Source organism: Pseudomonas sp. GW821-FHT07E12 (assembly GCF_058986605.1).
Genome location: NZ_JBYSVX010000030.1, coordinates 44,900 through 66,827, shown reverse-complemented (window position 1 = coordinate 66,827; position 21,928 = coordinate 44,900). Strand labels below are relative to the sequence as shown.

The following is a 21,928-nucleotide window of genomic DNA, read 5'->3' as shown; positions in this document are numbered from 1 at the left end:
CCCCCCCCCCCCCCCCCCCCCCCCCCCCCCCCCCCCCCCCCCCCCCCCCCCCCCCCCCCCCCCCCCCCCCCCCCCCAGGCCCAACGCGATCTACTTGGCCACCCCAGCAGACCCTTGGAGGCGCCGCAAGGCCGTCGTGCTGCGGTGCGGCGGAACACAATGCGGGCAAAGAGGGAGGGAGGCCTGCCGGTGTGAACCGGTTCGCCGCTTCGATGCTGAAAAAGATCTGTCTGGCCGTCGCCATCGCGACGACGGCAAGCACGTCCGTGCAGGCTGCGGACATCGAATGGAAAGGGCTTGCGGCCCACGCGGCCGCGTTGCCGGAGGGTGGTTTCGTACTGACGATGCCGCAGGGCGAGCGCCGTATCGACGTGCAGCCGATGCGCAGCGAGACCGGCAGCGTGATGTTCGATGCGCTGTTTGCGCTGGCGCAGCGGGAGTTGGAGGCGGACCGCGTCGAGGCGATCCGCGATCCGGCCTTCGACGAAGGCAGGCCGGTGCCGTGCCGATGCTTTGAGACCGGCGAACGCTGGCCGTATGTGTGGACGCGTGACGTCAGCTACGCCACCGATCTGGCGTTGGCGCGGCTGGATCCACAGCGCGCACGCGCATCGCTGCGCTTCAAGTTGTCGAAAGCGCGCGGTGCTGACGCGCCTCCGGGCCTGTTCGTCGCGCAGGACACCGGTTCCGGCGGCAGTTGGCCGATCAGTACCGATCGCGTGGTGTGGTTCCTCGCTGCGCAGGATCTGCTCGATGATGCGGGTTTCGCCGAGGAGGTATGGCAGGCACTGCAGGGTACCTTGGCGCAGGATCGCGAGTATGCGTTTGATCCGCAGATCGGCTTGTATCGCGGCGAGACCTCGTTCCTGGACTGGCGTGAGCAGACCTATCCGGGGTGGACGGCGAATGACGTGCGCTTCATCGGTGAATCCTTCGCGCTGTCGACCAACGTACTGCACTACCGTGCACTGAAGCTTGGTGAGCGGCTGGCGAAGGCGCATGGCGACACCGTGTTGGCGAGCCGCTATGCACAATGGGCGGATGAGCTGCGTAACGCCGTCGACACACGCTTCTGGCGTGAAGATCGCGGCCAGTACATGAGCTACATCGGCTCTGCAGCGCACCCGGTACCGTTCGAGAAGTACGACCTGCTCGGTCTGTCGCTGGGCATTCTGTCCGACGTGCTGCCACGCGAACGCGCGGCAGCTGCTCTCTCTCACTATCCAGTCACGGCCGCCGGCAGCCCGGTGGTGTGGCCGCAGGAGCGCGATCAGCCGATCTATCACAACCGTGCGCTGTGGCCGTTCGTCAGTGCCTATTCGCTGCGTGCCGCACGCCGGCTCGACGACGCGCCGCGCATCGCGCTGGAAATCGAGTCGTTGATACGCGGTACCGCCCTGGCCGGCTCCAACATGGAAAACTACGAAATGCTCAGCCAGGCCGTCCATGTGGACGAGGGCAGGTTGAGCGGGCCGGTGGTCAACTCGCCGCGCCAGCTGTGGTCGGTGGCGGGCTACCTGTCAATGGTGATCGAGGGCGTGTTCGGGATCGAGGGCGACGGCAGCGTGACGCCGAAGCTGCCGGTACGGCTGGTGCCGATGCTGTTCGGTGAGCGCGATCGGATCGTGCTGCAGATGGACGGCCGTAGGTGGACGCTGCTGCGGCCGCGCCACGTTACCGGCGATCTTCTGATGGCCGGCAAGGTGGAAAGGCAGGGTGACGAAACGATGGTGCAGTTGATCGGCACGCGAGCCAGCAACATCGCGCCGCCGCAACCTGAGGCGCGTTTCGCTCCCGAGACACCTGCAGCGCCGCAGTTGCAGGCTGAGGGTGATGGCTGGCGCGTGCGTACGTCGAGCGGTTCCAGGTTGTATCTCGATGGGAAGCGGTACCGGGGCAATATCGAGACGCTGCGCTTGCCACGCGACGGCATGGCTCATTGCATCAGCCTGACCGTGCGCGATGCTCACTGGGAGTCACTGCACAGCCCGACTATCTGCACCGGCACGCAGACCACACTCGGCGGGGCCGACAAGTGGGCGTGGCAGGCACCGGCCGCCGGCCGTTATCGAGTTTCGCTGCGCTACCGGAATCCCAACGGCCCGATCAATACCGGCGTCACTGCAGCGGTGAAGCAGCTCACGCTTCGCTGCGAAGGACGGTCGGTGCAGCGACGTCCGGTGGTGATGCCGCACAGTGTCGGCGAACAGGATTCGACCCATGTGGTGTTCGATATGCCTGCTGCGGGCACCTGTGAGTTCGCACTGGAACAGGGTTTCAACATGAGCGGTCTGGAACATTTCGCGCACTACACCGGCGGAGCCGGGGGGCGATCCGGTGTACTCAACACCGCCGATGTCACGGCATTACAGCTGATGCGCGTTGACGGTGTCGCGGAGGCCGCTGAATGAGCCGCAAGCCAACCTTGTCGTTCTGGCAGATCTGGAACATGTGCTTCGGTTTCCTCGGCATCCAGTTCGGCTTCGCGCTGCAGAATGCCAACGCCAGTCGCATCTTCCAGACCCTGGGCGCGGATATCGACGATGTGCCAGGGTTGTGGATCGCCGCGCCGTTGACCGGGTTGCTGGTGCAGCCGATCGTGGGTTACCTGTCCGATCGCACCTGGAACCGCTTCGGGCGCCGTCGCCCGTACTTCATGATCGGTGCGGTGTTCACCACGCTGGCGCTGCTGGTGATGCCGAATTCGCCGACGCTGTGGATCGCCGCCGGGACACTGTGGGTTCTCGACGCCTCGATCAACATCTCGATGGAGCCATTTCGCGCGTTCGTCGGCGACCAGCTAGCGCCCGCGCAGCGTCCAACCGGTTATGCGATGCAGAGCTTCTTCATCGGCATCGGTGCGGTGGTGGCGAGCTTCCTGCCATGGTTGCTGGCGAAGTGGGGTGTGGTCAACACCGCCGCGCCGGGTGAAGTGCCGGATACGGTGCGCTTCGCGTTCTATATTGGTGGCGCGGTGCTGTTCGTTGCGATCGTGTGGACGGTGTTCACCACCCGCGAGTATTCGCCGCAGCAACTGGCTGCGTTCGATGATGCGGGTTCACACATGATCGATGCGACAGTGCCCGCCGCTGAGCTGCCTCCCGTCGCTGCGGGCGCCGGCTGGCTCGCCGCTGAGCTGCCTCCCGTCGCTGCGGGCGCCGGCTGGCTCGCCGCTGGCGTGTTGCTGGCCATGGCGATCGTGGTACGCGAGGGCGATCGCATGCTCCATGTGCTGGCTGGCCTGCTCGCGGGTTACGGCGTGCTGTTGCTGATCGCGCGACGGGTTCGCCGTGACCATATGCTGGCGGCGATCGTGTACGACCTGCGCCATATGCCGCAGGCAATGCGCCGGCTCGCCTGGGTGCAGTTCTTCTCATGGTTCGCGCTGTTTGCGATGTGGATCTACACCACTGCGGCGGTGACCCAGGTGCACTTTGGCGCGACCGATACCGGCTCGGCCGCTTACAACGACGGCGCCAACTGGGTTGGCGTGCTGTTCGGCGCCTACAACGGCTTCGCTGCGCTGGCAGCATTGGTGATTCCGCTGATGGTCAAGGCAATGGGATTGCGCTGGAGCCATCTGGTCAATCTCGTGCTTGGCGCGGCCGGCTTGTTTTCGCTGCTGCTGATCCGCGATCCGCAGTGGCTATTGCTGTCGATGGTCGGCGTAGGCTTTGCCTGGGCCTCGATCCTGTCGCTGCCATATGCATTGCTGTCCGATTGCGTGCCCGCCGCGAAGATGGGCGTGTACATGGGCATCTTCAATTTCTTCATCGTGATCCCGCAGCTGGTGGCGGCCAGCGCGCTCGGTTTCGTGCTGCGGCATTGGCTGGGTGGTCAGCCGATCCAGGCACTGGCGATCGGCGCCGCCAGCCTGATGGTGGCGGGAATCTGCATATTGCGTGTGCCGGCTGTGGGAGAACGAGCATGAATCCGGGGAAGATGATCGCCGCGGCGATCCTGGCAACGCTGGCGGGAACCGCCATCGCACAACAGGCCGGCGATTACTACGGCACGCTGGAGTCATTCGCGTCGGATGCGGTGTACTTCGTCGTCACCGACCGCTTCGTCAATGGCGATCCATCCAACGATCATCGCGAGCAGGGCGGCAAGTACCGCACCTTCGACATCCCGGTGCGCTGCCCGGATGGCATCGACGGCAACATCGGCTACCTGGGGGGTGACTTCAAGGGCGTGGTCGACAACGCGCGCTATATCCGTGATCTCGGCTTCAGCGCGGTCTGGATCACCCCGATCGTCGACAACCCCGACGAACCATTCAGTGGTGGAAAACCGGTCAGCTGTGACAGCTCGCTCAGTGACCGTGGCAAGACCGGCTACCACGGCTACTGGGGCGTCAACTTCTACAAGCTCGACGAGCATCTGCCGAGCGAGGGGCTGGACTTCGCCGATTTCACTGAAGCCATGCATGCGCTGAACCTGAAAGTCGTGCTGGACATCGTCGGCAACCACGGCTCGCCGGCGTTCACGATGACCCGCAGGCAAAAAGGTTTCGGCCAGATCTTCGACCGTGACGGAAAGCTGCTCGCCGATCATCAGAACCTGCCACCGCAGCAACTCGATCCCCGGCACAATCCCTTGCACGCGTTCTACAACAATATCGGCGCGGTCGATGCCAAGGATGGTTCGATCTTCGATGGCAACCTGGCGGAGCTGTCCGATTTCAACCAGGACAACCCGGCAGTGCTGGATTACCTCGTCGGTGCCTACCTGCACTGGATGGAGCAGGGTGTCGACGCGTTCCGCATCGACACCATCGCCTGGTTGCCGGATGCGTTCTGGCACAAGTTCAGCGCTCGCATCCGCGCTGAGCGGCCTGGTTTTTTCATGTTCGGCGAGGCGTTCGACTACGATCCGGCCTCGATCGCCCGGCATACCTGGAGCCGCAATGCCGGCGTCAGCGTGCTGGACTTCCCGTTGCGTGGCGCGATGTCGGACGTGTTCGGGCGCAAGCAGGCCGGTTTCGAGCGACTGGCCGGCGCGCTGTTCCTGCAGGACGGCCCGTACCGTAATCCGTATGAACTGATGACCTTCTACGACAACCACGACATGGCGCGGCTCGATGCCGACGACAACGGTTTCATCGACGCACACAACTGGCTGTTCACCGCACGCGGCATTCCGGTGCTGTACTACGGCTCGGAGACCGGCTTCATGCGCGGTCGTGCGGAGCACGCCGGCAATCGTGCCTACTTCGGCCAGGAGCGCATCGACATCGCGCCGCGCAGTCCGATCTTCGCGCCGCTGCAACGGATCGCGCGCCTGCGCGAATCCACTCCGGCACTGCAGCGTGGCCTGCAGGTGGACGTGGAGCTGCAGGGCGACCACGCGGCCTTTTATCGGGTCTACCAGTACAACGATCAGACGCAGATCGCGCTGGTCCTGCTCAACAAGGGCGACCAGCCGCATCGCTTCCGGGTCGATCGCTACCTCCAGCCTGGAACCTGGCGCGACGCTCTCGGCGAAGGCAGCATTGAGGCCAAGCGGGCACTGGAGGCTGAAGTAGCGCCGCACGACGTGCGCGTGTTCCTGCTCGATGCTCCGGTGTCCCAACCGGCACTGCGCCGGCAACTGGATAAGCAGATGCAAGCCCAAGCCGAGCGCGACCAGCGTGATGCGCAGTGAATCGTAGGAGCGGCTTCAGCCGCGATGAAGCGTTACCGGTAAAACCCCATCGCGGCTGATGGCCCTAGGCCACCCAGAGCCGCTCGTGCGAATCAGACAGCTTGATCAGTGCGCGACGAGTCGCGCAGCACCAGACGCGTCGGAATGGTGCGGTCTTCGGCCGGCTCGCCACGAATCAATGCAATCAGGCTCTCGACCAGCAGTGATCCAGCCTGCTTGGTGTCCTGTTGCACGGTCGACAACGCCGGTGCCATCGCGCCGGCGATGGGAATATCGTCAAACCCCGTCACCGCCACGTCCTGCGGTATCCGCAAGCCGCGTTCGCGCAGCGCCCGCATCGCGCCGATCGCGATCAGGTCGCTGGCGGCGCAGATCGCATCGAACGGCGCGCCACGTGTCAGCAGCTCCAAGGCTGCTTCGTAACCTGATTGCTCGGTGGTGATCGCATCGACCTGAAGCGCCGCATTGGCCTCAAGCCCGGCACTGCCCAGGGCCTCGCGATAGCCGCGCCAACGCTCGAAGAACTCCGGGTAGTGGTTCGAGGCGTGGCCAAGAAAGCCGATCCGCCGATGGCCCCGGTCGATCAGGTGGTTCGTGATCTCCAATCCACCCTGGAAATTGTCGCTGCCGATCGAAATGCCGGGCTGATCGGGCAGCGCCGCGCCCCAGCGCACGAAATGCGTGCCTTGCTCGACCAGTTGCTGCAGCCGGTGCCGCGCTTCCAGATAGTCGCCATAACCAAGCAGGATCAGGCCATCAGCCTTGTGGCTGTCCTCGTAATCGGCATGCCAGTCGGTGGACAGCTGCTGGAACGACACCAGCAGGTCATAGCCGCGCAGCGCGCAGGCGCGGGTGATCGAGCCCAGCATGGAGTGGAAGAACGGGTTGATCAGCGAGTCATCCGGCGTCGGATCCTCGAAGAACAGCAGCGCCAGGGTGCCGGCGTTGCGCAGGCGCAGGCTGGAAGCGTTCTTGTCGACCTTGTAGTTGAGCTGCCGGGCGATCTCCAGGATCCGCTTGCGGGTCTCGGCATTGACCATCGGACTGCCGCGCAGGGCACGCGAGACCGTTGGCTGGGAGACCCCGGCCAGGTAGGCGATGTCCAGCGAGGTGGCTTTGCCCTTGATGGTCATGGTGTGGCGGCAGAAGGCAGTCCGGCATCATGCCATGCGCTCGCTCGGCCCGCCGAGCACCGCGGGCGCGATTGGTTTACTATTCGCGACCTGACCGCCAGCAGACTCAGGTGGCCCGCGGAAACGCCGGCCGAGCGTGCGACATGAGCACTACCACCGCCCATCGCTGATCGTAGCCAGAGGCTTCCCCTGCGGGCGCCCTTCTGGGCGCCTTTGCTGTTTTGGGATTCGAGATTGGGGATTCGGGATTCGTAACGAATCCGGATCGCGCTCTTCGAATCCCCAATCCCGAATCAAGAATCCCCGCTTCCCCATGATCACCATCACGCTCCCCGACGGCAGCCGCCGCGAATTCGAATCCCCTGTTTCCGTCATGCAGGTCGCCCAGTCGATCGGCGCCGGTCTGGCCAAGGCCACCATCGCCGGTTCGGTGGATGGCGTGCTGGTCGATGCCAGCGACCTCATCGACCACGACGCCAGCCTGCGCATCATCACCGCCAAGGACGAGGAGGGCGTGGAAATCATCCGCCACTCCAGCGCGCATCTGGTCGGCCATGCGGTCAAACAGCTGTATCCGGACGTGAAGATGGTGATCGGCCCGGTCATCGCCGAGGGCTTCTATTACGACATCCACTCCGAGCGTCCGTTCACGCCGGAGGATCTGGCCGCGATCGAGAAGCGCATGGGCGAGCTGATCGCCCAGGACTACGACGTGGTCAAGAAGATGACCCCGCGCGCCGAGGTGGTCGAGATCTTCAGATCGCGTGGCGAGGACTACAAGCTGCGCCTGATCGAGGACATGCCCGAAGACGTCAAGGCGATGGGCATGTACTACCACCAGGAATACGTGGACATGTGCCGCGGCCCGCACGTGCCGAACACGCGCTTCCTGAAGGCGTTCAAGTTGACCCGCATCTCCGGCGCCTACTGGCGCGGCGACGCCCAGAACGAGCAGTTGCAGCGCATCTACGGCACCGCCTGGGCCGACAAGAAGCAGCTCGACGCCTATATCCAGCGCATCGAAGAGGCCGAAAAGCGCGACCACCGCAAGATCGGCAAGGCCCAGGACCTGTTCCATCTTCAGGAAGAGGGCCCCGGCCTGGTGTTCTGGCACCCGAAGGGCTGGTCGATCTGGCAGGTGGTCGAGCAGTACATGCGTGGTGTCTACCGCGAGAGCGGCTATGGCGAAGTGCGCTGTCCGCAGATCCTGGACGTGTCGCTGTGGCAGAAGTCCGGCCACTGGGACAACTACCAGGAAAACATGTTCTTCACCGAGTCGGAGAAGCGCACCTACGCGATCAAGCCGATGAACTGCCCCGGCCACGTGCAGGTGTTCAACCAGGGCTTGCACAGCTACCGCGACCTGCCGATCCGCTACGGCGAGTTCGGCGCCTGCCACCGCAACGAGCCGTCCGGCGCGCTGCACGGCATCCTGCGCGTGCGTGGCTTCACCCAGGACGACGGCCACATCTTCTGTACCGAAGAGCAGATCGAGGCCGAGGTCACCGCGTTCCACCAGCAGGCGCTGAAGGTGTATTCGGACTTCGGTTTCGAGGACATCCAGATCAAGATCGCGCTGCGCCCGGAAAAGCGCCTCGGCGACGATTCCACCTGGGACAAGGCCGAGGCCGCGCTGCGTTCGGCGCTGAGCCACAATGGCGTGAGCTGGCAGGAGCTGCCGGGCGAGGGCGCCTTCTATGGCCCGAAGATCGAGTACCACCTGAAGGACGCGATCGGTCGCACCTGGCAGCTGGGTACGGTGCAGGTCGATTTCATGATGCCGCAGCGCCTGGGCGCCGAGTACGTCGACGAGAACAGTCAGAAAAAGCACCCGGTCATGCTGCACCGGGCGATCGTCGGTTCGATGGAGCGATTCATCGGTATCCTGATCGAACACCACGCCGGTTCCTTCCCGGCCTGGCTGGCGCCGGTGCAGGTCGTGGTGGCCAATATCACCGACGCTCAGGCCGATTACGTCGAGTCGGTCCGGAAAACCCTTGCAAATCAAGGCTTCCGGGTTGAGGCCGATTTGCGGAACGAGAAGATCGGCTATAAGATTCGCGAGCATACGCTGCAACGGGTGCCTTACCTGCTGGTGGTCGGCGACCGCGAGAAGGAAAATGGCGCCGTCGCTGTGCGGACGCGGGCGGGCGAGGATCTGGGGACGATGTCGGTCTCCGCCTTCATCGAGCGCCTACAGGCAGAGCAGGCAGTCTGAACACCAACCCCGGCCGGTCTGGATGATCCGGAAGTGCCGGTTTGATTCCCCTGGGAGATTGCAACAATCAGTACCCCTGACAACAAACAGAACCGCAGGAACCAAGAAATCCGCGTGCCGCGCGTCCGTGTGATCGGCAGCGACGGCGAGATGATCGGCGTGTTGACGCGCGACGAAGCGCTGTCGAAGGCCGAGGAAGAGGGCTTGGATCTGGTCGAGATCCAGCCGCAGGCCGATCCGCCGGTCTGCAAGATCATGGATTTCGGCAAGTTCAAGTTCGAGCAGCAGAAGAAGGCCAACGAGGCCAAGAAGAAGACCAAGCAGGTCGAGATCAAGGAGCTCAAGTTCCGTCCGGTCACGGACGAGGGCGACTACCAGATCAAGCTGCGCAACATGCGCCGCTTCCTGGAAGAGGGCGACAAGGTCAAGGTCAACATCCGCTTCCGTGGCCGCGAGATGAGCCATCAGGAGCTGGGTCGCGAGATGGCGGCTCGCATCGAGGGCGACCTGGGTGAAGACATCGTCATCGAGTCGCGTCCGCGCCTGGAAGGGCGGCAGATGGTCATGATGATCGCGCCCAAGAAGAAGACCTGAGGGCGAGTCCCTCGCAGGAGCCCGCACATCCATGTGCGGGGTTCGAAGCGGCGAATCCTGCGCGGTAGATTCGGTGCCCCGATCCGGGGCGCTGTCGCCAATTCGCTGATTTGCAAGGCATTCCGCGATCTGGCATCATATGCGGCTCCGATTCGTCGGGGTGCCGCGCAAGTGGTACAGGACCGGCCCCGTTTCCTTGTGGAATCAGGGGCTTACAAGCAGGCAGGGCAGGACGGAAAGCGTGGCAATGCCACCGCCCTCGTCAGTGACATAACACCATCAAGGACATTGCAATGCCCAAGATCAAGACCAACCGGGCGGCGGCCAAGCGTTTCCGCAAGACCGCCTCCGGCAAGTACAAGGCTGGCCACGCCAACCGTAGCCACATCCTCACGAAGAAAGCGACCAAGCGGAAGCGCAACCTGCGGCAGACGAATCACGTCCGCGCAGAAGACGCAGGCCGTCTGGACCGCATGCTTCCCTACCTCTGAGGACTGAACAATGGCACGAGTAAAGCGTGGCGTGCAGGCGCGCCGCCGTCACAAGAAAATCCTGACTCTGGCGAAGGGCTACTACAACGCCCGTCGCAAGGTCTTCCGCGTCGCCAAGCAGGCGGTCATCAAGGCACAGCAGTACGCCTACATCGGCCGTAAGCAGAAGAAGCGCAATTTCCGTTCGCTGTGGATCACCCGCATCAATGCGGCTGCCCGCATCAACGGCCTGAGCTACAGCCGTTTCATGAACGGCCTGCTGAAGGCTGGCATCACCCTGGATCGCAAGGTGCTGGCGGACATCGCCGTGCACGACGCGGCCGGTTTTGCCGCGCTGGCCGAGAAGGCGAAGGGCGCGCTCGCGGCATAAGGTGCGAGTCCCTCGCAAGAGCCCGCGCATCCGTGCGCGGACTTTTGAAGGGAGGCATCGCTGATATGCAGGGGAGGGGCGTGAGCCCTTCCCCTTTTTGTTTTTTTGCGGGTCCCTCGCAAGAGCACGGCGCATCCTTGTGCCGGTGTCCTTGGGGCGGGTCCCTCGCATGAGCGCCGCACATCCATGTGCGGGGATCCTTTTGGCGGGCCGCGCCCCGGTGCGGTCCCAGCAAGGCAGGCGGGTGCTGGAATCCATGAGCGACATCGAGACCCTGGGCAATCAGGCGCTGGCGGACATCGCCGCCGCGCAGAATCCCGAGCAGTTGGAGACGCTGCGCGTCGCGCTGCTGGGCAAGAGCGGCAGTGTCACCGCCCAGCTCAAGCAGCTCGGCACCTTGCCGGCGGATCAGCGCAAGCTGGCCGGCGAGGCCATCAACGTGGTGCGCGATGCCGTTTCCACGGCACTTGGCGAGCGTCGGGCCGTCCTGGAGAACGCAGCGCTGGACGCGCGCCTGGCCGGTGAACAGATCGATGTGACCCTGCCGGGCCGGCGCGGCGAGCGGGGTGGGCTGCATCCGGTCACCCGCGCGCAGGAACGCATCACCGAGATCTTCGCGCGGCTGGGCTACGAGCTGGCCGACGGTCCGGAGATCGAGGACGACTGGCACAACTTCGAAGCGCTGAACTTCCCGCCGCACCACCCGGCGCGGGCGATGCACGACACCTTCTATTTCGGCGATGGGCGCCTGCTGCGTACCCACACCTCCGGCGTGCAGGTGCGCTACATGGATGCGCATCGTCCGCCGCTGCGGATGATCGCCGCCGGCAAGGTCTACCGCAGCGACAGCGACCAGACCCATTCGCCGATGTTCCACCAGGTCGAGGGCCTGCTGGTCGACGAGCATTCGACCTTCGCCGATCTGAAGGGCACGCTGTCGGAATTCGTGCGCGCGTTCTTCGAGCGCGATTTCGAGATGCGCTTCCGTCCCAGCTACTTCCCGTTCGTCGAACCGGGTGCGGAGGTGGACATCGCCTGGCAGCAGCCGGACGGCAGCACGCGCTGGCTGGAAGTGCTCGGCTGCGGCATGGTGCATCCGAACGTGCTGAAGAACTGCGGTATCGATCCGGAGCGCTACACCGGCTTCGCTTTCGGCCTGGGCGTGGAGCGTTTCGCGATGCTGCGCTACGGCGTCAACGATCTGCGCGCGTTCTTCGAGAACGATGTGCGGTTCCTCAGGCAGTTTGCCTGAGGAGCATGATTGGTGATTCGTGATGGGTGATTCGCAAATGCGTTCTCCAGTCTCGGTCCCAATCTCCACGTCAACCGCTCTCGCGAATCACCCATCACGAATCACCCATCACGGCTCCCATGAAATTCTCTGAAAACTGGCTGCGCAGTCACGTCCCCACTCAGGCCACCCGCGATGAACTGACGGCCACGCTGACCGCGATCGGCCTGGAGGTCGAGGACGTGGTCGCGCTGGGCGATTCGCTGCGGCACGTGGTGGTGGGGCGCATCGTCGAGGCGGTGCGCCATCCGGAAGCGGACCGGCTGCAGGTGTGCAAGGTCGATGCCGGGCAGGGCGAGTTGCTGCAGATCGTCTGCGGTGCGCCGAATGCGCGCGCCGGGCTGCTTGCGCCGCTGGCGCTGGCCGGTGCGCAGATCGGCGAGCTGACGATCAAGCCGACCAGGCTGCGTGGGGTGGAATCCAACGGCATGCTGTGTTCGGCCAAGGAACTGGGGCTGGACGGCGATGCTTCCGGCCTGTTCGAGCTGCCGGGCGCTGCGCCGGTTGGCCAGCCGCTGGCCGAGTACCTCGGGCTGCCGGACGCCAGTATCGAGATCAAGCTGACTCCGAACCGCGCCGACTGTTTCAGCCTGCGTGGCATCGCCTTCGACGTGGCCGCCGCGTGCGCCAGCGAAGTGGTGCCGTTCGCGGCCGCGCCGGTGACGGCCACGGGTGCGCGCACGTTGGCGGTGTCGCTGGAGGCAGGCGCCGCTGCGCCGCGTTACCTGGGGCGTGTGATCGAGGGCGTGGACACAGCGGCAAAGACGCCGCTGTGGATGGCCGAACGCCTGCGCCGCAGCGGTGTGCGTCCGGTCTCGCTGCTGGTCGATATCACCCAGTACGTGATGCTGGAGCTGGGCCAGCCGATGCATGCTTTTGATCTGGATACCCTGTCCGGGCCGGTCGGTGTGCGTCTGTCGCGCGCCGGTGAGTCACTCAAGCTGCTCGACGGCCGTGAAGTCGAGCTTGACGACAGCTTCCTGACCATCACCGACGGTGATCGCGCTGTCGCCCTGGCTGGCCTGATGGGCGGCTGGGACACCCGCGTCACCGACGCCACCCGCAACGTATTCCTGGAGGCGGCGCATTTCGCCCCGGCGGCGATCATGGGGCGTGGCCGCAAGCTCGGCCTGCACACCGATGCCGGCCATCGTTTCGAGCGTGGTGTCGACCCGGAGCTGCCGCGCGTGGCGATCGAGTACGCCACCCGTCTGGTGCTCGATCTGGCGGGTGGCACGCCGTCGCCGGTGGTCGAGGCGGTGCGCGAGGCCGATCTGCCGAGTCCGGCGACGATCACACTGCGTCGTGCACGCGTGCAGCGTGTGCTCGGCATTGCGATCGATGACGTCGAGATCGAGCGCATCCTGCGCGCGCTGGGCATGGACGTGACCGCCGCCGGCGAGGGCTGGCAGGTCATCGCGCCGAGCCGCCGTTTCGACATTGCGATCGAGGAAGACCTGATCGAGGAGTTGGCGCGTATCCATGGTTACGAGCGCATCCCGACCACGCTGCCGGGCGGCGCCTCGCGTATCGCGATGCCGACCGAGACGCGGCTGGACGAACCCGGCGCGCGTCGCCAGCTGGTCGCGCGTGAAATGCAGGAGACCATCAATTACGCCTTCGTCGATGCCGGCCTGCTCGGGCAGTGGCAGCTCGATGCGGATACCGTCGCGCTCGCCAATCCGCTGTCGGCCGAGCTGGCGGTGATGCGCCCGCAACTGCTGCCGGGACTGGTGGCGGCGCTGGGCCGCAACGTTGCCCGCCAACTGGGCCGGGTGCGCCTGTTCGAGCTGGGCAAGGTGTTCGCGCGTGCCGCTGAAGCCGGTGCGGCGCCGATCGAGCGGCTGCGCGTGGCGGCGGCGGTCTGTGGCGACGCGCTGGCCCTGCAATGGGGCGAGTCGGCGCGCAAGGTCGACTTCCATGACCTGAAGGGTGACCTGGAGTCCCTGGCTGCGGCGTCCGGTGCTGTCCTCGAGTACCGCGGCTCGACGCAGCCGTTCGGCCATCCGGGCCGCTCGGCCGATGTCTACCGCGATGGTGAGCGCATTGGCTGGATCGGCCAGTTGCACCCGCGCCTGGCACGGGCACTGGACATCGACGTGGACGTGTTCGGCTTCGAACTGGAGTTCGAGGCCCTGGCCCGGCGCGTGCTGCCACGGGCGGCCGAGCTGTCGCGCTACCCCTCGGTGCGCCGCGACCTGGCCTTCGTGGTCCCGGATGAGGTGCAGTGGGCGGCCCTGGCAGGCTCGGTGCGCGGGGCGGTCGGGCCGCTGCTGCGGGAGGTCCAGCTGTTCGACCGCTATGTCGGTGCCGGGGTCGAGCCGGGCTTCAAGAGTTTGGCTATGGGCTTGATTTTGCAGGATAACTCGCGCACTCTGACCGACCGAGACGTGGATGCCGTCGTAACCGAGGTGGTAACCGTCATCGAGCGCGAGCATCGCGCCCGGATTCGTAGTTGAGGCGGTAGGCCTGGGGAATGTGATGGCATTGACGAAAGCGGAAATGGCAGAGCGGTTGTTCGATGAGGTCGGTCTGAACAAGCGTGAGGCCAAGGAGTTCGTGGACGCGTTCTTCGACGTGCTGCGTGACGCGCTGGAGCAGGGACGGCAGGTCAAGCTGTCCGGTTTCGGCAACTTCGATCTGCGCCGCAAGAACCAGAGACCCGGTCGCAACCCCAAGACCGGCGAGGAAATTCCGATTTCCGCCCGTACGGTGGTCACCTTCCGTCCGGGCCAGAAGCTCAAGGAGCGGGTGGAGGCTTATGCTGGATCCGGGCAGTAACCGAGAACTTCCGCCGATCCCGGCCAAGCGCTACTTCACCATCGGTGAGGTCAGCGAGTTGTGCGACGTCAAGCCGCACGTGCTGCGTTACTGGGAGACTGAGTTTCCCAGCCTGGAGCCGGTCAAGCGTCGTGGCAATCGCCGCTACTACCAGCGCCATGACGTGCTGATGGTGCGTCAGATCCGCGGCCTGTTGTACGAACAGGGCTACACCATCGGTGGCGCCCGCCTGCGACTGGAGGGCGAGGGCGCCCGGCAGGAATCGGCGCTGAGCAACCAGATCATCCGGCAGGTCCGGATGGAGCTGGAAGAAGTGATGCAGTTGCTGCGGCGTTGAGCGTGTTCCTCCAGCTAGGAAAAGCCTTCACAAAGCCGCTATAATCGCCAGCCCGCTGAAAGGCGGGACCTCTCGGGGTATAGCGCAGCCTGGTAGCGCACCAGTCTGGGGGACTGGTGGTCGTCGGTTCGAATCCGGCTACCCCGACCAAATCTCCACACGAAACGGCGACTCGCAACCATGCGGGTCGCCGTTTTCGTTTGGGTGGATCGTGGGCTGGTGGGGCCGTTTCCCTTCCCGTCTTCGAGCGCACGTGATGCGAGGTGGCGCCATGGTCGTCGCCCATCGCGAATCCATGCGCGCTTGCGCAGTGGTGCGTGCGACCGAATGAGACCTTTTGCGCATTGGTTATAACCAGATGCGCATTCGTCGCGCCCATCGCGTAATAGCCGAGCGAAAAAAACGTGCGTTTCGACGTTGATGCATGAACGCGTAAACATGTGACTTGATTCCGTCTTTCGAATTGGCCTGCGCCGCTTTTTTCTCGAAAAATGTTTTTATTTCGTGAAAGCATCAAGGCGCGAACTTGAATGGCGCGTTGAACGTGCGTCAAAAAACCGACGTTTGACGGTTGCGGAGTGAATTTTCTATGCGATAGTGCAGCGCAACACGTAGCTCCGTTGTTGGTTCCGGGCGGTAATGCCGGGATCGGAAAACCTCCGCGATTCTTCTCCTGCCGTTGGCGCGCATGCGCCGTCGGAAGGTGCTGGAGTTCCCGAAATCCATCCAACAAGGCGGATAAGCACGACGCATGAAGACACCGAACGGAAGACCTGGACAAGGCGTGTGCCTGGCCCTGATCTGCTCGATGTTGTTGGGCGCATGCAGCACAACTTCGCATATGGCCACCGAACTGCCGGAGCCTGACCCGCTCGCGCTGTCGACGGTGCAGCCGGAGTATCGGTTGGCTCCTGGCGACCTGCTGCAAGTGAAGGTGTTCCAGGTCAATGACCTCGAACGCACGGTGCGCGTAGACAACCAGGGCTACATCACGCTTCCGCTGATCGGATCGATACAGGCCTCCGGCATCGGCGTGGCCGAGCTGGAGAAGCAGGTGGCCGATCGCTATCGCGATGGCTATCTGCAGGATCCACAGGTTTCGCTGTTCGTGCAGGAGGCCAACGGGCGCCGGGTGACGGTATCGGGGGCTGTGGACCAACCCGGGATCTATCCGGTCATCGGTTCCAATCTCACGTTGCAGCAGGCGTTGGCGGAGGCCAAGGGCGTGAGCAACGTGGCGAGTCGGGGCAACGTCATCGTGTTCCGGACCGTGCAGGGTCAGAAGATGATCGCGCGGTTCGACCTGGGCAGTATCGAGGCGGGCAAGGCACCGGATCCGGAGATCTACGGTGGCGACATCGTCGTGGTCTACCGTTCCGATGCGCGGTTGCTGCTACGCACCGCGCTTGAGATGACACCCTTCGTCATGGTGTGGCGCGCTTACCGATGAGTACCTATCCCGAACATCGCTCCGTACCGCAGGGATTCCTGCAGCCCGCAGACATGAACCTGCGCGACTACTGGCACGCGCTCTACAGCCAGCGCTGGCTGATCGCGTTGATCACCGCCGCCGTAGTCGTACTGGTGGGATTGGTGACGCTGTTGCTTACTCCGAGCTATCGCGCCAGCAGCACGTTGCAGATCGAGCGCGACACGCTCAATGTCGTCAAGGTCGAAAGCCTGATGCCGGTGGAGTCGCCGCAGGACAAGGACTTCTACCAGACGCAGTATCAATTGCTGCAGAGCCGCTCGCTTGCACGTGCGGTCATACGCGAGGCCAAGCTCGATCAGGAGCCGACCTTCAAGCCGGTGGTCGACGAGGCCATGGAGAAGATGCAGGCGGCCACGCGTGAGCGCGGCGGTGAACTGATCACCAGGCAGAGCATCGCCGAGCGCGTGCTGACTCCGGTGCTTCTGTCCGGGCTGGATGTGGAGCCGATCCTCAACTCGCGCCTGGTCTACATCAACTTCGATTCCCCCGATCCTGCTCTTGCTGCCAAGATCGTCAATGCCTACGCACGGGTGTTCATCGTCAACAGTCAGCAGCGGCGGCTTCAGGCTTCGACCTTTGCAACGCAATACCTGTCCGAGCGCCTGGCGCAGCTGCGCGCCAAGGTCGAGGATTCCGAGAAGAATCTGGTCGACTATTCGAGCCAGGAGAAGATCGTCTCGGTCGGCGATGACAAGTTGTCGCTGCCGGCGCAGAACCTGACGGAGCTGAACGCATTGTTGGCATCAGCGCAGGATGCGCGGATCAAGGCGGAGTCCGCGTGGCGGCAGGCGTCGACCGGCAATGGCCTGGGCCTGCCCCAGGCAATCGCCAATCCCTTGATCCAGAACCTGCGTGCCGAGCAGGTCAAGATCGATACCGAGTACCAGCAGAAGCTGGCCACGTACAAGCCGCAGTACCCGGAGATGCAGCAGCTGCTGTCGCAGCGCAACGAACTGCAGCGCCAGATCGACAGCGAGCTGAACAACATCCGCGGCTCGCTGAAGGCGGAGTACGAGGCTGCGCGCCAGCAGGACCAGATGCTTGAAGCGCGCATCGGTACGCTCAAGAGCGATGAGCTGGACCTGCAGTCGCGCAGCATCCGCTACAACATGCTCAAGCGCGAGGTGGATACCAATCGCCAGCTCTACGACGCGTTGCTGCAGCGTTACAAGGAGATCGGCGTCGCCGGGAACATCGGCAGCAACAACATCTCCATCATCGACATGGCCGATGTGCCGAGCACGCCGTCCTCGCCGAAATGGCCGCTCAATCTGGCAATCGGATTCATCTTCGGTGCTTTCCTCGCGGTGGCCTTCGCATTGCTGCGCTACTTCCTGCGTGATGAGAAGCAGGTGAGATGAGCACGGATTCCGCGTTACTACATGGAGAGGGTTTTGATAAAGGGAGCTGACGATGATGACAGGTGATTCGGTGAAAAAAGGAGGTGATCCATTGCCTTGCAGGTTCGCGTGTTGAACGTTTGATCTGTTGACTGTAAAGGGCTGTCGCACAGCCTGGGGTCGGTGTTAGGGGCGCCGCAGCGGAGTGCGACAGACGAATCGAGACCCGATAAATCGGTACGTTCCCCCGCGTGCCGGCCGACGGGTTTGGAGGACCATCCCATGCTCTTGGCAGACCTCAGTAGTGCGACCTACACAACTTCGTCGCGGCGTCTTCTTTCCAAATACTCGGCGGCCGCCGATCTCGCCTTGCGGGTGCTGGACCTGGCCGTTGTCGTTGTCTCGGCCCTTGTGGCCTATCGGGTGCTGTACGGCACCTGGGTGCCGCCCGTGGCCTATCGCGTGGCCATCGGTACCACGCTGCTGTACGCAGTGATCTGCTTTGCGCTGTTCCCGCTGTACCGGAGTTGGCGTGGCCGCGGTCTGACCAAAGAGTTGTTGGTGCTTGGCGCGGCATTCGCGGGCATCTTCGCGTTGTTCTCCGTGCATGCGCTGATCGTGCAGTTTGGCCAGACGGTCTCGCGGTTGTGGATTGGGCTGTGGTTCGCCGGTGGGTTGTCGGTGCTGGTGCTGGCGCGTACCGGCTTGCGCATGTTCCTCAACCATCTGCGTACGCTCGGCATGGACGTGCAGCGCGTCGTGGTGGTCGGTTTGCGCCATCCGGTGGTGAAGATCCATCGTTATCTGGACCGCAATCCCTGGGTCGGCATGAACGTGGTGGGTTACTTCACCAGCCGTTATGACCTGTCGGATGAGCGGGTTTCCATTCCCTGCCTGGGCGCACCGGACGAGCTGGTCGCCTACCTGGAGCAGAACCAGGTGGAGCAGGTATGGATCTCGCTGCCGCTCGGCGAGCGTGATCGCATCAAGCAGTTGCTGGAGAAGCTCGAGCGCTATCCGATCAACGTCAAGCTGGTGCCGGACCTGTTCGACTTCGGCATGCTCAACCAGTCTGGCGAGCAGATCGGCAATGTCCCGGTGATCAACCTGCGCCAGGGGGGCGTGGACCGCGACGATTACTTCGTCGTCGTCAAGGCTCTGCAGGACAAGGCGGTGGCGATTCTGGCGCTGATGTTGCTGTGGCCGTTGATGCTGGCGATCGCGCTCGGCGTGAAGTTGAGTTCGCCGGGGCCGGTGTTCTTCCGCCAGCGCCGCAACGGGCTGGGCGGGCGCGAGTTCTACATGATGAAGTTCCGCTCGATGCGCGTGCACGATGGCGATGGTCCGCAGGTCGTGCAGGCCACGCGCAACGATCCGCGCATCACCCGCTTTGGTGCGTTCCTGCGCAAGAGCAGCCTGGATGAGCTTCCGCAGATCTTCAATGTGTTGGGCGGCAGCATGTCGATCGTGGGGCCACGGCCGCATGCGGCGCAGCACAACTCGCACTACGAGAAGCTGATCCATCGCTACATGCAGCGTCATTACGTGAAGCCCGGTATCACCGGGTGGGCCCAGGTGAACGGGTTCCGCGGCGAGACACCGGAGCTGCGCACGATGAAGAAGCGTGTCCAGTACGACTTGGATTACATCCGGCGCTGGTCGTTGTGGCTGGATATCCGGATCATCGTGCTGACCGCGGTGCGCGTGCTCGGCCAGAAGAGCGCGTACTGACGGCCATGGAGAAGGGGCAGCCAGCCAGCGTCTTGCCGGAACGGGCCGCCATGCGGTCGTTGGGGCGCACGCCATGACGACCGTGACGCCTGATATCCGGTCGCAGCGTACGCGCTGGATGAACCTCAGCATCGAGGTGCTGATGTTGTTGGCGGTTGGCTACAACTTCGTATTGGCCGTGGTCAATGCGAAGGTGTTCATGGTCAGGCCGGTGATGACATACGCGGTCGAGTTCATGATCTACATCGCCTGCTTCGTGATCGGCATCTGGTCGCTGGAACGCAGGCATCTGGCGTTGGTGGTGAGCGGGCTCGGGCTGGTGGTCGGGCTGATGCTGGTGCGGTTCCTGTTTTCGTGGCAGGTCGATCCCAAGTTCTTCCGTGATGCGTTGATCGCGTTCGCGTTCCTGGTGTTGGGCGCGTCGTATCGTGGTTCGCTGCCCAAGTTGTTCCTGCGCATATCGGTGGTGATCGCGCTGGTGGCATTGTTCGAGCTGGCCGCGCCCAACGTGTATGGCGATGTGGTCAACCCGAAGAGCTACTTCGTCAATGCGCGCGGCGCGAGCGCGGAGGGCTTCTGGAACCAGGACAGCAACCTGTATGTCAGCGCCACGCGGCCGGGCGCGCGCAACTTCCTGCCTAGTACAAACTTGCCGCGCGCCTCGTCGGTGTTCGTCGAGCCGGTGACGATGGGCAACTACATCATCTTCTTCGCGGCGATCGTGCTGGCATTCGCGCGATGGTTCCGTCCGCCCGTGCTGTTGCTGGCGATTGGATTGATCGGATTCCTGATCGTGGCATCGGATGGACGGCTGGCCGCCGGAACCTGCGTGCTGATGCTGCTGCTGGCGCCGTTGCTGGTGAGGGTCGACCAGCGGCTGGCGTTTCTGTTGTTCTTCCTGGTGCTGGCGGGAGGATGGTTGCTGGTCTGGGCCTCCGGTATCCAGGAGTACGAGGATACGACGCTCGGCCGGGTCTTCTTTACGGTCTATTCGATCAATCATCTGTCGTTTGCATCGTGGATGGGTCTGGATCCCGCTGCGGCATATCGTTATTTCGACAGCGGCATCTCTTACTTCGTCGCCTCGCAGTCGGTGGTCGGCGTGCTCGCGTTCCTGCTGGCGTACTCGTTCTTGCTGATATTGCCGACGCGCGAAGGGCAGGTGTTCAAGAACCTGGCGATCTTTGCGTTCGCGTTGAGTCTGCTGGTTTCCAATGGCTACTTCTCGATCAAGACCTCGGCGCTGTGGTGGTTTGCCTGCGGCTGCCTTTGGCAGATGCGCGCGCTGCCGATGCCGGAGCTTGCGGGTCCGGGCGGCAACGCGAAGCCATCCACATCATTGCAGTTGAAGCGGGGGAATGACGGGACTCCAGTGGGGGCAGCCTCATGAGTGGCGTACTCCAGGCGGGTTCTGCCAACACGCTGCCCATGGGCAGGGTAGCGGCGCCGGTACGTGTACGGGATCTGCGCATCGATGCCGCAAAGGCGCTGGCTATCGTGCTGGTCGTGCTGGGACACGCCAAGGGGATCCCGCAGGCGTTCACGATCCTGGTCTACAGCTTCCACGTGCCGTTGTTCTTTTTCATCTCAGGATGGGTTGGTGAAGGTCACGGCTCCGCGCGCGCGGGTTGGACGGCATGGAAGAAGCTCGCGCGTACCTTGCTGGTGCCGTACGTGTGCTTCTTCGCGCTGGGTTACGTGTACTGGCTGTTGACCCGCAACATCGGCGAGAAGGCCGCGCGCTGGGGCGAGCGGCCCTGGTGGGAGCCGTTGCGCGGGCTGTTCAGCGGGATCGGCCCCGAATTGTATGTGCAGCCAGCGCTCTGGTTCCTGCCGGCGCTGTTCGTCACGACCCTGGCCTATCTGTATCTGCGGCGACGTGTCTCGCCAGGTTGGCTGGCGTTGTCGATGGGTGTGCTGTCCTGGGTCTGGATCGGTTGGTTCCCTGCGCAGGATGTGCGGCTGCCCTTCGCGTTGGATGTGCTGCCGGTGGCGCTGTTCTTCTTTGCCGGTGGTGCGTTGTGTTCGCATGCCGGGTGGCTGTTGCCACGGACAGGGACAGGCAGCGCGATCGCAATGGTGGTGCTGGGGCTGCCGTGGTTGGTGCTGGCCTGGCGCAATGGGCGGGTGGACATCAACCAGTTGGAGTTCGGGTACTCGCGCATTGCCTTCATGGTGGCGGCGATGCTGGGTACCGCGATGGCCTTATGTGCGGCGCAGTTGTTCATGCGCATGCGATGGGTGCAATGGATCGGTCGCAATACGTTATTGGTGTTGTGCACGCATCTGTTGGTGTTCTTCGTGCTCTCTGGCGTGGCCTCGTTGTTCGGCGGCTTTGGCGCGGCCGGGCCGGGGTTGGGATGGGCATTGTCGGTATCGATCGTCGCGTTGCTTGCCTGTGTGCCGATGCGCGCGGTGTTGATGCGGTGGGCCCCGTGGTCGCTGGGGGCTCGTCGATCCAGTGCAGGTGCCGTCGCGTGATCCATCCGTTTAGAGGAGTCTGG

Annotated in this window: 17 protein-coding genes and 1 tRNA gene; 17 read left to right on the top strand and 1 reads right to left on the bottom strand. The window is 63.8% G+C overall.

Annotated features, from left to right (window positions below):
• Positions 1–191: 191 nt before the first annotated feature.
• Genes AC3WJE_RS15620 through AC3WJE_RS15610 form a run of 3 tightly spaced genes read left to right on the top strand, consistent with a single transcriptional unit; the run spans position 192 to position 5,646 of the window.
• Complete coding sequence (locus AC3WJE_RS15620; protein WP_493731735.1) at positions 192–2,411, top strand: MGH1-like glycoside hydrolase domain-containing protein; 2,220 nt, start codon at positions 192–194, stop codon at positions 2,409–2,411.
• Entirely contained in the window at positions 2,408–3,931 is a 1,524-nt protein-coding gene (locus AC3WJE_RS15615) for an MFS transporter (protein WP_493731734.1), read from the top strand. The genes AC3WJE_RS15620 and AC3WJE_RS15615 overlap by 4 nt, the downstream gene beginning before the upstream one ends.
• A complete protein-coding gene (locus tag AC3WJE_RS15610; RefSeq protein WP_493731733.1) occupies positions 3,928–5,646 on the top strand; it encodes an alpha-amylase family glycosyl hydrolase in 1,719 nt (572 codons plus the stop codon). The genes AC3WJE_RS15615 and AC3WJE_RS15610 overlap by 4 nt, the downstream gene beginning before the upstream one ends.
• A 92-nt stretch (positions 5,647–5,738) precedes the next feature.
• On the opposite strand, the gene AC3WJE_RS15605 is transcribed toward AC3WJE_RS15610, so the two are convergent.
• Entirely contained in the window at positions 5,739–6,779 is a 1,041-nt protein-coding gene (locus tag AC3WJE_RS15605; RefSeq protein ID WP_493731732.1) for a LacI family DNA-binding transcriptional regulator, read from the bottom strand.
• Between the two features lie 313 nt (positions 6,780–7,092).
• Here AC3WJE_RS15605 and thrS point away from each other — a divergent pair, with 313 nt between their 5' ends.
• The 14 genes from thrS to AC3WJE_RS15535 all read left to right on the top strand — a co-directional run bounded on the left by thrS (position 7,093) and on the right by AC3WJE_RS15535 (position 21,905).
• The gene (gene thrS, locus AC3WJE_RS15600; protein ID WP_493731731.1) at positions 7,093–8,997 is read left to right on the top strand and encodes a threonine--tRNA ligase; all 1,905 of its coding nucleotides are present in this window, start codon (positions 7,093–7,095) and stop codon (positions 8,995–8,997) included.
• A 66-nt stretch (positions 8,998–9,063) separates the two neighbouring features.
• Positions 9,064–9,591, top strand: coding sequence for a translation initiation factor IF-3 (gene infC, locus AC3WJE_RS15595; RefSeq protein ID WP_493731737.1), 528 nt, complete (start codon positions 9,064–9,066; stop codon positions 9,589–9,591).
• 293 nt (positions 9,592–9,884) lie between these two features.
• Positions 9,885–10,082, top strand: a complete 198-nt coding sequence (gene rpmI, locus AC3WJE_RS15590; RefSeq protein ID WP_010342861.1) for a 50S ribosomal protein L35 — start codon at positions 9,885–9,887, stop codon at positions 10,080–10,082.
• A 10-nt stretch (positions 10,083–10,092) separates the two neighbouring features.
• A complete protein-coding gene (rplT, locus tag AC3WJE_RS15585; RefSeq protein WP_003484828.1) occupies positions 10,093–10,452 on the top strand; it encodes a 50S ribosomal protein L20 in 360 nt (119 codons plus the stop codon).
• Positions 10,453–10,708: 256 nt separating this feature from the next.
• Entirely contained in the window at positions 10,709–11,704 is a 996-nt protein-coding gene (gene pheS, locus AC3WJE_RS15580) for a phenylalanine--tRNA ligase subunit alpha (RefSeq protein WP_493731730.1), read from the top strand.
• A gap of 119 nt (positions 11,705–11,823) precedes the next feature.
• On the top strand, positions 11,824–14,202 hold the full coding sequence (gene pheT, locus AC3WJE_RS15575) for a phenylalanine--tRNA ligase subunit beta (RefSeq protein ID WP_493731729.1): 2,379 nt from the start codon (positions 11,824–11,826) through the stop codon (positions 14,200–14,202).
• Between the two features lie 22 nt (positions 14,203–14,224).
• Entirely contained in the window at positions 14,225–14,524 is a 300-nt protein-coding gene (locus AC3WJE_RS15570) for an integration host factor subunit alpha (RefSeq protein ID WP_002811076.1), read from the top strand.
• Positions 14,505–14,861: a MerR family transcriptional regulator gene (locus AC3WJE_RS15565; protein WP_493731728.1), complete on the top strand. Its 357-nt coding sequence runs from the start codon at positions 14,505–14,507 to the stop codon at positions 14,859–14,861. Before AC3WJE_RS15570 ends, AC3WJE_RS15565 begins: the two co-directional genes overlap by 20 nt.
• A 73-nt stretch (positions 14,862–14,934) precedes the next feature.
• Positions 14,935–15,011, top strand: a tRNA-Pro gene (locus tag AC3WJE_RS15560).
• Positions 15,012–15,702: 691 nt separating this feature from the next.
• Entirely contained in the window at positions 15,703–16,311 is a 609-nt protein-coding gene (locus AC3WJE_RS15555; protein WP_493731727.1) for a polysaccharide biosynthesis/export family protein, read from the top strand.
• On the top strand, positions 16,308–17,714 hold the full coding sequence (locus tag AC3WJE_RS15550; protein WP_493731726.1) for a GumC family protein: 1,407 nt from the start codon (positions 16,308–16,310) through the stop codon (positions 17,712–17,714). Before AC3WJE_RS15555 ends, AC3WJE_RS15550 begins: the two co-directional genes overlap by 4 nt.
• 261 nt (positions 17,715–17,975) lie before the next feature.
• Positions 17,976–19,424 (top strand): undecaprenyl-phosphate glucose phosphotransferase, encoded by a 1,449-nt coding sequence (locus AC3WJE_RS15545; RefSeq protein ID WP_493731725.1) that lies wholly within the window; start codon positions 17,976–17,978, stop codon positions 19,422–19,424.
• A gap of 73 nt (positions 19,425–19,497) precedes the next feature.
• Positions 19,498–20,814 (top strand): hypothetical protein, encoded by a 1,317-nt coding sequence (locus AC3WJE_RS15540; protein WP_493731724.1) that lies wholly within the window; start codon positions 19,498–19,500, stop codon positions 20,812–20,814.
• On the top strand, positions 20,811–21,905 hold the full coding sequence (locus AC3WJE_RS15535; RefSeq protein WP_493731723.1) for an acyltransferase family protein: 1,095 nt from the start codon (positions 20,811–20,813) through the stop codon (positions 21,903–21,905). The genes AC3WJE_RS15540 and AC3WJE_RS15535 overlap by 4 nt, the downstream gene beginning before the upstream one ends.
• The last annotated feature ends 23 nt before the right edge of the window (positions 21,906–21,928 follow it).